Genomic DNA, 10,212 nt, shown 5'->3' with positions numbered 1-10,212 from the left:
TATGTCGACGCACCCACACGCGATGACGCCGCCTGCGGTCGGCGACTGGTCGCCGTCGTCGTGGCAGCAGCGGATCGCCCTGCAGCAGCCTACATACGACGACGCCGACGAACTCGCCTCGGCGACGGCGCAGCTTGCCGCCTTGCCGCCGCTGGTCACCTCGTGGGAGGTGCTCGCGCTGAAACAGGCGCTCGCCGAGGCGCAGGATGGCCAGCGTTTCCTCTTGCAGGGTGGCGATTGCGCCGAGAGCTTCGCCGACTGCACCAGCCCGATCATCTCCAATCGGCTCAAGGTGCTGCTGCAGATGAGCCTGGTGATGGTGCACGGGCTGAAGAAGCCGGTGCTCCGCGTGGGCCGGTTCGCCGGCCAGTACGCCAAGCCGCGTTCGGCCGATACCGAGACGCGCGACGGCGTTACCCTGCCCAGTTTTCGCGGCGACGTGGTCAACGCGCCGGCGTTCACGCCCGAGGCGCGACGTGCCGATCCGCAGCGGCTGATCCAGGCGCATGCGCATTCGGCGCTGACGATGAACTTCGTGCGCGCACTGATCGATGGTGGCTTCGCCGACCTGCATCATCCGGAGTATTGGGATCTCGCCTGGGTCGAGCATTCGCCCATGGCGGCGGAGTACCGGCAGATGGTCGCCTCGATCGGCGACTCGCTGCGCTTCATGGAAACCCTGGCCGGCCCGATCACCGGGTTCTCGCGGGTGGATTTCTTCACCTCGCACGAAGCGCTGCTGCTGCACTACGAACAGGCGCTCACCCGCCAGGTGCCGCGCCACCCCGGCTGGTTCAACCTGTCTACGCACTTTCCGTGGATCGGCATGCGCACCGCCGCGCTCGACGGCGCCCATGTGGAGTACTTCCGCGGCATCCGCAATCCGGTGGCGGTGAAGATCGGCCCGTCGGTGACGCCCGAACAACTGCTGCCGCTGATGGATGCGCTCAATCCGGATGACGAACCCGGCCGACTCACGCTGATCCACCGCATGGGCAACGCGGCCATCGCCGACAAGCTGCCGCCGCTGCTGCAGGCGGTGAAGCGCGAGGGGCGCCGCGTGCTGTGGGTCGCCGACCCCATGCACGGCAATACTGAGAGCACCTCCAACGGCTACAAGACGCGGCGCTTCGACAACATCCGCGGCGAGCTGGACCAGGCGTTCGACATCCACGCCGCGGCCGGCACGCGGCTGGGCGGCGTGCACCTGGAACTCACCGGCGAAGACGTCACCGAATGCCTCGGCGGCGCGCGCGATCTGGTCGAACTCGACCTCGATCGCGCCTACAAATCCACCGTCGACCCGCGACTCAACTACGAGCAGTCGCTGGAGCTGGCGATGCTGATCGTGCGCAAGTCCGGCGGCATGGCCTGAGCGACCGCCTTACCGCGACGGCGCGCGTTTTTCCTCTATGATGCGCTGTCGCATGGACTCCTCGCCGAGCTGCGCATACGCCTTGCATGCGTGCGGATCGCGCAAGGCGTCGCGGTCCCCGGCGTCGCGTGCAGCCAGGCGTTTTAGCAGGTCGCTGGCCTCCGGATGCGGCGTCATCAGGATGTCGCAGGGCAGGGCGGCGAGCATCGCCAGGGCACGGCGGAAGTCGCCCAGGCGCTCGGGATGGGCCGGATCGGTGAAGCGGTAGCTGCCGGCCGCCAGCAGGGTGAGACTGTCGGCGTAGACCATCGCGCGGCATTGCGTGCCCTCGCACGAAGTCCAGGTCCAGCTGGTGCTGCCGGGCGTGTGGCCGGGCGTGGGGTGCGGCTGGATCGTTAGCGAGCCGAGGTGCACCGTCTCGTTGTCGCCGATCACGCGCACGTGCCGCACCGCCGGGAACAGCGGGGCGTCGCCATGCTGGGGATCGTCGATGTCGTCGCCGCCGGCGGTCAGTGCCCGGGCCTGTGCCGCACGGGCCAGCACCTGCGCGCCGCTGTCGCGTGCCAGCGCGGCGATCGCGCCGGCATGGTCGCCATGGGCGTGCGTCAGCACGATCCGCTTGATGTCGCGCACGTGGAAACCGAGCTTTCGGATATTCGCCTCGATCATCGGCGCGTTTTCCGGCAGCGTCGCATCGATAAGCACATGGCCTTGCGGCGAGGTGATAAGGATCGCGCTCAGGCCATGGCTGCCCACGTACCAGGTGTTGCCGTAGATCCGCTCCGGCGCCTGGGGCTGGCTCCAGGTGGCACGCAGGGCCGCCCCCGGTGAAGCGGCGGCGCTGGCGCTACCGCCGGCGAGGGCTAGGCAAGTGGCAAGGATGAGCCGGCGGTAACGACGCATGCGGTGTATTCCTTCGATGGGTGAACCGCCAGGGTACGGCGCGCAGCGGGCATCGCGCTGACGGTTCGCGGGCGCCCTGGCGGCGGTGCCGGGCGGGCTTGACGCTCGGCCTTCGGCAAGGCGATCGGATGGGCGATGTTACGTTCAAGTCACCGCCGACTGCGCCGCGTTCGGGCCTGTCTACCTGCACCCGCCGAACTCGCGGGCAGCTAGGGCAGACGCGACGCCAGGCGCCCTCGCCGTGATCCACATCCGTTGCGACAGGTTGTCGCGATCGGCCCGCCGCCGCCGGCAGCGCATCGGGCCCGATACCGCGGGCGCCTATACTTGGCAGATGATCATCCCCTCATCTCCCCGACACTGGGCGGCGCTGCTTCTGGCGTCACTCCTGGCTGCTGCCGCGCATGCCGACGATGCGGCACCGCGCACCGTGCCCGATACGCTGGCCCAGCGCATCGCCTCGTGCACCGCCTGTCACGGCGAGCACGGCGAAGGCACCCCGGACAGTGGCTTCTTCCCGCGCCTGGCCGGCAAGCCGGCCGATTACCTGGCGCGCCAGCTGCGCTATTTCCAGCAGGGGCTGCGCAAGTACGGGCCGATGGAATACACCGCGCGCCCGCTCAGCGACGCCTACATGCACGAGATCGCCGAGTACTTCGCCGCGCAGCAGGTCCCCTACGCCCGCTCGCCCGCGCCGAAAGTGTCCGATGCGCTGCTCGCCCGCGGTGAGGCGCTGACCGTGCACGGCGATCCGGAGCGGAAGATCCCCGCCTGCGCCGCCTGCCACGGCAGCCAGCTCACTGGCGTGGAGCCCTCGACGCCCGGACTGGTCGGCCTGCCCTACGACTACGTCAGCTCCCAGCTCGGCTCCTGGCGCACCGGCACGCGCGCCGCGGCCGCTCCCGACTGCATGGCGACCGTCGCCAACCGGCTCACGCCGGCCGACATCACTGCCGTGTCCGCCTGGTTGGCCAGCCGCGAACTGCCGGCCGACATGCACGCGCAGCCGGCCGGTTCGGTACAGCCGCCCCTGCAATGCGGCGTGCTGGATGCCACGGCCGCCGCCACGCACACGGGAGACGGCGCATGAAGTGGCTGATCCGTTCCTTTCTCGTGCTGCTGGTGCTCGCGCTGGGCGCGGTGGGCTGGTGGCTGTTCGCCGCGCATCGCGGTGACGCTTCGTTGGCGCAGATTGGCCAACTGACGGCCGGCGAGAACCTTTCCGATCCGGCCCTGATCGAACGCGGCAAGTACCTGGCGACCGTGGGCGACTGCGCCGCCTGCCACACGCAGCGTGGCGGCGCGCCCTTCGCGGGCGGGCATGAGGTGCCCACGCCGTTCGGCAATATCCCCACGCCAAACATCACGCCGGACGATGAAACCGGCCTGGGCCGCTGGAGCTTTGCCGACTTCTGGCAGGCGCTGCATGCCGGCAAAGGCCGCCATGGCGAGTTCCTGTATCCGGCGTTCTCTTACACCTCCTACACCAAGGTCACCCGCGACGACGCGCTGGCGATGTTCGCCTATCTGAAGTCGCTGGCGCAGGTGCATCAGCCCGGCAAGCCGCTGGGCCTGAAGTTTCCCTACAGCGTGCGCAGCGGCCTGGCCGCGTGGCGCACACTGTACTTCCGCGAGGGCGTGTACCAGCCCGATGCGTCAAAGTCGGCCGAATGGAACCGTGGCGCCTACTTGGTGCAGGGCCTGGGCCACTGCAACGAATGCCACGTGGCACGCGACGCGCTGGGCGGGGTGCCGGATCAGCCGGCGCTGTCCGGCGGGCAGATCCCCGCGCAGGACTGGTATGCGCCGGATCTGAGCACCCAGGCGCACGGCGGTCTGAACGGCTGGAGCCGGCAGGACATCGTCGACCTGCTCAAGACCGGCCAGTCGGCCAAGGGCAGCGCGTTCGGCCCGATGGCCGAGGTGGTGTCGCGTAGCACGCAGCACATGACCGACGCCGATCTCGCCGCCGTAGCCACCTACCTGGAATCGCTCCCCGCGCGGGCGCAGCCGGCGGTGGCCGCGTCGGCGATCGACAACACCGCGCTGATCAAGCACGGCAACGAGATCTACGACCACCAGTGCGCCGCCTGCCACGGCAAGGATGGCAACGGCGTACCGGGCGTGTATCCGCCGCTCAACGGCAACTCTTCGGTGGACGAGCCCACCGGCATCAACGCGGTCCGCGTGGTGCTGCTGGGCGGCTTTCCGCCGGTGACGGCCGGCAACCCGCGGCCGTACTCGATGCCGCCGTTCGCGCAGTCGTTGAAGGATGCCGACGTGGCTGCGGTGGTGAGTTACATCCGCCAGGCCTGGGGCAACCACGCCGGGCCGGTGCTCGAGCGCGACGTGGGCAAATATCGACAGACGCCTATCGATTGATCGGCCTTGCGCGCAACCGCCCGCAGAAACGGCACGCTTCGGCGTGCCGTTTCCGTATCCGGCGCCCGCGCACCCTACTGCGGCGCATGGCCGGCGCGGCCGAGTAAGATGCGCGCTTGCCTCACGACACTCGAAGCGAACGCATGATCATCAATCCGAAAGTCCGCGGTTTCATCTGCATCACGGCCCACCCGGTGGGCTGCGCGCACAACGTGATCGAGCAGATCGACATCACCAAGGCCAGCGGCCAGAGCGGCAACAGCCCCAAGCGCGTGCTGGTGATCGGTGCCTCCACCGGCTACGGCCTGGCGTCGCGCATCACCGCTGCCTTCGGCCACGGCGCGGCCACGCTCGGCGTGTTCTTCGAGAAGCCCTCGAGCGATACCAAGACCGGCACCGCCGGCTGGTACAACTCCGCCGCGTTCGACCAGGCCGCCAAGGCCGCCGGGCTGTACAGCAAATCGATCAACGGCGATGCGTTCTCTGACGAGACGCGCGCGCGCACCATCGAGCTGATCAAGGCGGAGATGGGCGGCTCGATCGACCTGGTGGTGTATTCGCTGGCCTCGCCCGTGCGCAAGCTGCCGGGTACCGGCGAAGTGAAGCGCTCGGCGCTCAAGACCATCGGCGAGCCGTTCACTGCCACCTCGATCGACACCAACCGCGACACGGTGGTCAACGTCACCGTGGAGCCGGCGACCGAGCAGGAGATCGAGGACACCGTCGCCGTGATGGGCGGCGAGGACTGGGCACTGTGGATCCGGGCGCTCACCGACGCGGGCGTGCTGGCCGACAACGCCACCACCGTGGCCTACAGCTACGTGGGCACCTCGATCACTTGGCCGATCTACTGGCACGGCACGCTGGGTCGCGCCAAGCAGCACCTGGACAACACCGCCGCCTCCATGCGCGATCGCTATGCCTCGCAAGGGCTCAAGGCCTATGTGGGCGTCATGAAGTCGGTGGTGACCCAGGCCAGCGCGGCGATCCCGGTGATCCCGCTGTACGTGTCGATGGTGTTCAAGATCATGAAGGCCAAGGGCATCCACGAAGGCACCATCGAGCAGATCAACCGGCTGTTCCGCGACTTCCTCTACCGCGCCGACGGTGCCGAGCCGCAGCTCGACGATGAGCACCGCCTGCGCCTGGACGACTGGGAGCTGCGCGAGGACGTGCAGTCCGAGTGCAAGGCGCTGTGGCCGACGGTGAACACCGAGAACCTCAATCAGCTCACCGACTACGCCGGCTACCGCCACGACTTCCTCAAGCTGTTCGGCTTCGACCGCAGCGACGTGGACTACACGCAGGATGTGTCGTCGGACGTGCGGTTCGATTGCGTGGAGATGTAACGCGGCGTGCTACGCAGCAGACCAGCGGGCGCCGTCGGGCGCCCGTTTTGTTTGAGGCGGGTAAGAGACGCTGGATCCCGGCTTTCGCCGGGATGACGGTGAGGAATGGTGGAGGCCATCAAGACGGGGCAAACGGGCAGCGAACTCTCAACCCGTCATCCCAGCGAAAGCCGGGACCCAGCGTCATCAATCCCCACGCACCAAGTCAGCTAACTCCAGCCACGGCCCGGTCGACCAATGCCCCCGCGCCTGTCCCGACGGCGAGGGCAGCACGAATACCTGCGTGGTGCCGATGCGCTCCGGCTGCACACCATAAGCTGGGATGCCGCGCCCCAGCGCCGCCTTCGCCCCGTGCTTGCTGGTGAAGGCCAGCCAGCGCGGCGCGAAGCGTTCTATCTTGGCCACCAGCGCCGGCACGTCGAACGCGTCGCGCGGCAGCTCGCTGTCGTTGCCGCTGTGATACTTGGCCAGGTCGGTGAAGCCAATGCCCAGAGCGGGCAGCTGCGGAAATTCCTGCGGGGCATACAGCCGCGGCGTCAGCGCCACCTCGGCCAGCGCGCGCCAGAACAGGTTGCCCGGATGCGCGTAGTACGCGCCCTCGCGCGCCGATCGCGTGCCCGCAGCGGTGCCGCAGAACACCAGCGCCAGGCCGTCCTGCAGCACGTCCGGCAGGATGGGGTCGTCAGCCGGTTGTGCCATCGAGCAGGAAGTCAGTGAACTGGAAGCGCCCGTCGCGCAATACCGATTCGCCTTTGCGCAAAGCCAGCGGGGTGCGAAACAGTGGCCCGCCGAAGCTCAGTGTATGGAACTCGCCGCGTTCCCCGCACGGGTCGACGCCGGCGGGCAGGGCATCGAGCAGGGCGCCATCGAACGCGCGGCCGCAGAAGCTTGCCTCGAGCTGCTGCGTATCCACGCAGCACAGCATCGCCTGGTGGCCTTCGGCGACGAAGCGGCGCGACAGCGCGGCGGTGTCCTCGCCCCAGATCGGGAATACCGCCCGCCATTCGGCCTTGCCGAGCTGGCGCACGCGGTAGTCGCGCACGTCCTGCAGGAACAGGTCGCCGAAGGCGCAGTGACGGATGCCCGGCCAGCGCATGCGCGCCTGGGCCAGTGCGTCGGCGTGGGCCTGCTCGTAGGCTTCGTTGGAACCGGGCCAGTCCATCTCCACGACCAGCAGCGGCAGCTCGAGCGCGGCCGCCTGGGCATCGAGGATGTCGCGCCGCACGCCATGCATGGCGATGCGCTCGTAGGTGCGGTTGACCGTGGTGAGCAGCGCGACCACCTGCCAGTGCGGGTCGGCGCGCAGCCGCTGCAAGGCCATCAGGCAGTCCTTGCCGCCGCTCCAGGCGAGCAGGATGGGTGTTGGAGTCATCCGCTCACTTTACGTGATCACGCTGCCCACATGGCGTGGACGCGTGCCCTGCGAAGCTGCCCGCATGACCGATTTCCTGCTCGACCTGTGGGGACGCTCGGCAGCGTTCCGGTTGATGGCGGCGGCGGCCGTGGCGCTGTTGATCGCCATCGCGGTGCATCGTGCGATTCGTGCCCTGCTGTGGCGGCTGAGCGCCGATCACCCCATGGCGCGCGACATGCTGCGCTTCGCACGGGCGCCGATGGGCTGGCTGGTGCCGCTGGCGGCGCTCGCCGTGGTTCTGCGCGCGCGTCCGGAACCTACGTTGCAGGCCCCAGTGTCGCTGCTTTCGCATGCCCTGGTGGTAGCCCTGATCGGCGTGGCGAGCTGGCTGGGCGTGCGCTGCGTGCAGGCCGCCGAGGCGTTCTTCGCCCGGCGCTTCCCGGTGGACATGGCCGACAACCTGCGCGCCCGCCGCGTGCTGACCCAGGCGCGTGTGCTGGGCCGTACCGCCAGCGTGCTGATCGTGCTGCTCGGCCTGGCCGCCGCGCTGATGACACTGCCGCTGGTGCGCCAGGTCGGCGCCAGCCTGCTAGCCTCGGCCGGGCTCGCCGGGTTGGCGCTGGGGCTGGCCGCCAAGCCCGTGCTCAGCAACCTGATCGCCGGCGTGCAGATCGCGTTGACCCAGCCGATCCGGCTGGACGACGTGGTGATCATCGAGGGCGAATGGGGCCGCATCGAGGAGATCACCGGTACCTACGTGGTGGTGCACATCTGGGACGAGCGGCGGCTGGTGGTTCCGCTGAACTGGTTCATGGAGCACCCGTTCCAGAACTGGACGCGATCGAGCGCGCAGATCATCGGCACCGTCTTCCTGTGGCTGGATTACCGCGTCCCGATGGCCGCCCTGCGCGAGGAGCTGACGCGGCTGTGCCGCGAGGCGCCGGAGTGGGATCGCCGGGTCTGCGTGCTGCAGGTGACCGATACCAGCGAGCGTTCCATGCAATTGCGTGCGCTGGTGAGCTCCGCCGATTCGGGGCGCAACTGGGACCTGCGCTGCCGGGTCCGCGAGGGGCTGCTGTCGTTCGTGCAGGCCAATTACCCGCAGGCCCTGCCGCGCTGGCGCGGCGAATGCGGCGAGGCGGCCGAAGCTCCCGGCGACCTGGGCGGACGGCCGGTGCGCCAGCCGCCGCCGCCCCAGCGCAGTCCGCACCCGGAAGACGGCGCCACGACGCCCGCGGCGGCCCCGGACGCCAGCGCCTGAAGCCGCTGCGGCGGCCCGCGTCACAACCGGCCAAAGTCAAGGGCGCGCGCGCATCGACAGTGCGCCAAGCCAGCCGCTATAAAGGTCTTTCCGGTTGGGGGTAGTGGCGGTGAGCGAAGAGATTCTGATCAATGTGACGCCGCGCGAAACCCGTGTCGGCATCGTCGAGAACGGCATGCTGCAGGAGGTGCACGTGGAGCGCGCGTCCCGGCGCGGCTACGTGGGCAACATCTACAAGGGCCGGGTGCAGCGGGTGATGCCCGGCATGCAGGCGGTGTTCGTGGACATCGGGCTGGATCGCGCCGCGTTCCTGCACGCCTCGGACATCATCCGTCCGGCGATTCCCGGCGTGGAAGGCGAATCGAACGGCAACGGCCACGTGCCCTCGATCAGCGAACTGGTGCACGAAGGCCAGGAAATCGTGGTGCAGGTGGTGAAGGACCCGATCAGCACCAAGGGCGCCCGGCTGTCCACCCATCTGTCGATTCCCTCGCGCTACCTGGTGCTGCTGCCGCATGCGCGCACGCTGGGCATTTCCGCGCGCATCGAGGATGAGGCCGAGCGCCAGCGCCTGAAGGATGTGCTCAATCCGTTGATCGGCGACAACCCGCTCGGCTACATCGTGCGCACCAACGCCGAGGGGCAGTCGGCCGAGTCATTGGCCTTCGACGTCACCTACCTGGGCAAGGTGTGGCGCGTGGTGCAGGAGAACATCGCCAAGGCGCGTGTGGGCGAGCGCGTGTACGAAGAGCTGTCGCTGCCGCTGCGCAGCCTGCGCGACGCGCTCAACGAAACCATCGAGAAGGTGCGCGTGGATTCGCGCGAAACCTTCGAGAAGGTGGCCAAGTTCGTGCACAAGTTCATGCCGAGCCTGGACGATCGGGTCGAACACTACGACGGCGAGCGGCCGATCTTCGATCTGTACGGGGTGGAAGACGAGATCCAGCGCGCGCTGAAGAAGGAGGTTCCGCTCAAATCCGGCGGCTACCTCATCGTCGACCAGACCGAGGCGATGACCACCATCGACGTCAACACCGGCGGCTACCTCGGCACGCGCAACCTGGAAGAGACGGTCTACCGCACCAACCTGGAGGCCGCGCAGGCGGCGGCGCGCCAGCTGCGCCTGCGCAACCTGGGCGGCATCATCATCATCGACTTCATCGACATGACCGACGAGGAGCACAAGCGTCAGGTCATCCGCATGCTGGAAAAGGGCCTCGCCCGCGACCACGCCAAGACCACGGTGTACCCGATGTCGGCGCTGGGCCTGGTGGAGATGACCCGCAAGCGCACCACCGAGAGCCTGGAGCGTCAGCTGTGCGAGCCGTGTCCGGCCTGTTCCGGCCGAGGCACGCTGAAGACCGCCGAGACGGTGACCTACGAGATCTTCCGCGAGATCACCCGTGCGGTGCGCCAGTTCAACGCCGCCAAACTGCTGGTGATGGCCAGTCCAGCGGTGGTCAACCGCATCCTCGAAGAGGAGTCCACGGCGGTGGCCGAACTGGAGGAGTTCATCTCCAAAAGCATACGCTTTCAGGCTGAAGAGCATTATTCCCAGGAACAGTTCGATGTGGTTCTGCTGTAACCC

At 68.4% G+C, this 10,212-nt stretch carries 9 protein-coding genes; 6 read left to right on the top strand and 3 right to left on the bottom strand.

The features are described 5' to 3' along the window. Position 1 precedes the first annotated feature (1 nt). On the top strand, positions 2-1,375 hold the full coding sequence (locus ACTHJF_RS08065; protein WP_440266669.1) for a class II 3-deoxy-7-phosphoheptulonate synthase: 1,374 nt from the start codon (positions 2-4) through the stop codon (positions 1,373-1,375). A gap of 9 nt (positions 1,376-1,384) precedes the next feature. On the opposite strand, the gene bla is transcribed toward ACTHJF_RS08065, so the two are convergent. Continuing rightward, positions 1,385-2,278, bottom strand: a complete 894-nt coding sequence (bla, locus tag ACTHJF_RS08060; RefSeq protein WP_440266668.1) for a subclass B3 metallo-beta-lactamase — start codon at positions 2,276-2,278, stop codon at positions 1,385-1,387. Between the two features lie 334 nt (positions 2,279-2,612). Here bla and ACTHJF_RS08055 point away from each other — a divergent pair, with 334 nt between their 5' ends. The 3 genes from ACTHJF_RS08055 (at position 2,613) to fabV (ending at position 6,009) form a co-directional block, all read left to right on the top strand. Continuing rightward, a complete protein-coding gene (locus tag ACTHJF_RS08055) occupies positions 2,613-3,368 on the top strand; it encodes a c-type cytochrome (RefSeq protein WP_440266679.1) in 756 nt (251 codons plus the stop codon). After that, on the top strand, positions 3,365-4,660 hold the full coding sequence (locus ACTHJF_RS08050; protein ID WP_440266667.1) for a c-type cytochrome: 1,296 nt from the start codon (positions 3,365-3,367) through the stop codon (positions 4,658-4,660). Before ACTHJF_RS08055 ends, ACTHJF_RS08050 begins: the two co-directional genes overlap by 4 nt. 143 nt (positions 4,661-4,803) lie before the next feature. Then, positions 4,804-6,009, top strand: a complete 1,206-nt coding sequence (gene fabV / locus ACTHJF_RS08045; protein WP_440266666.1) for an enoyl-ACP reductase FabV — start codon at positions 4,804-4,806, stop codon at positions 6,007-6,009. Positions 6,010-6,195: 186 nt separating this feature from the next. Here fabV and ACTHJF_RS08040 read toward each other — a convergent pair whose 3' ends face one another. Then, a complete protein-coding gene (locus ACTHJF_RS08040; RefSeq protein ID WP_440266665.1) occupies positions 6,196-6,708 on the bottom strand; it encodes a mismatch-specific DNA-glycosylase in 513 nt (170 codons plus the stop codon). After that, positions 6,692-7,381, bottom strand: a complete 690-nt coding sequence (locus ACTHJF_RS08035; protein ID WP_440266664.1) for an ATP-binding protein — start codon at positions 7,379-7,381, stop codon at positions 6,692-6,694. Before ACTHJF_RS08035 ends, ACTHJF_RS08040 begins: the two co-directional genes overlap by 17 nt. A 64-nt stretch (positions 7,382-7,445) precedes the next feature. Here ACTHJF_RS08035 and ACTHJF_RS08030 point away from each other — a divergent pair, with 64 nt between their 5' ends. Together ACTHJF_RS08030 and rng are read left to right on the top strand one after the other, a co-directional pair. Beyond that, positions 7,446-8,624 (top strand): mechanosensitive ion channel family protein, encoded by a 1,179-nt coding sequence (locus ACTHJF_RS08030; protein ID WP_440266663.1) that lies wholly within the window; start codon positions 7,446-7,448, stop codon positions 8,622-8,624. A 109-nt stretch (positions 8,625-8,733) separates the two neighbouring features. After that, positions 8,734-10,209, top strand: coding sequence for a ribonuclease G (gene rng / locus ACTHJF_RS08025; protein WP_440266662.1), 1,476 nt, complete (start codon positions 8,734-8,736; stop codon positions 10,207-10,209). The last annotated feature ends 3 nt before the right edge of the window (positions 10,210-10,212 follow it).

The organism is Dyella sp., assembly GCF_051962475.1.
GTDB lineage: Bacteria > Pseudomonadota > Gammaproteobacteria > Xanthomonadales > Rhodanobacteraceae > Dyella_A.
The sequence above is the reverse complement of the archived record's forward strand: the minus strand, read 5'-3'. Positions and strand labels throughout refer to the sequence as shown.

Excerpts from the sequence above, each read along its gene's own strand:
- ACTHJF_RS08065 (WP_440266669.1), top strand. The coding sequence starts at position 2 with ATGTCGACGCACCCACACGCGATGACGCCGCCTGCGGTCGGCGACTGG.
- bla (WP_440266668.1), bottom strand. The coding sequence starts at position 2,278 with ATGCGTCGTTACCGCCGGCTCATCCTTGCCACTTGCCTAGCCCTCGCC.
- ACTHJF_RS08055 (WP_440266679.1), top strand. The coding sequence starts at position 2,613 with ATGATCATCCCCTCATCTCCCCGACACTGGGCGGCGCTGCTTCTGGCG.
- ACTHJF_RS08050 (WP_440266667.1), top strand. The coding sequence starts at position 3,365 with ATGAAGTGGCTGATCCGTTCCTTTCTCGTGCTGCTGGTGCTCGCGCTG.
- fabV (WP_440266666.1), top strand. The coding sequence starts at position 4,804 with ATGATCATCAATCCGAAAGTCCGCGGTTTCATCTGCATCACGGCCCAC.
- ACTHJF_RS08040 (WP_440266665.1), bottom strand. The coding sequence starts at position 6,708 with ATGGCACAACCGGCTGACGACCCCATCCTGCCGGACGTGCTGCAGGAC.
- ACTHJF_RS08035 (WP_440266664.1), bottom strand. The coding sequence starts at position 7,381 with ATGACTCCAACACCCATCCTGCTCGCCTGGAGCGGCGGCAAGGACTGC.
- ACTHJF_RS08030 (WP_440266663.1), top strand. The coding sequence starts at position 7,446 with ATGACCGATTTCCTGCTCGACCTGTGGGGACGCTCGGCAGCGTTCCGG.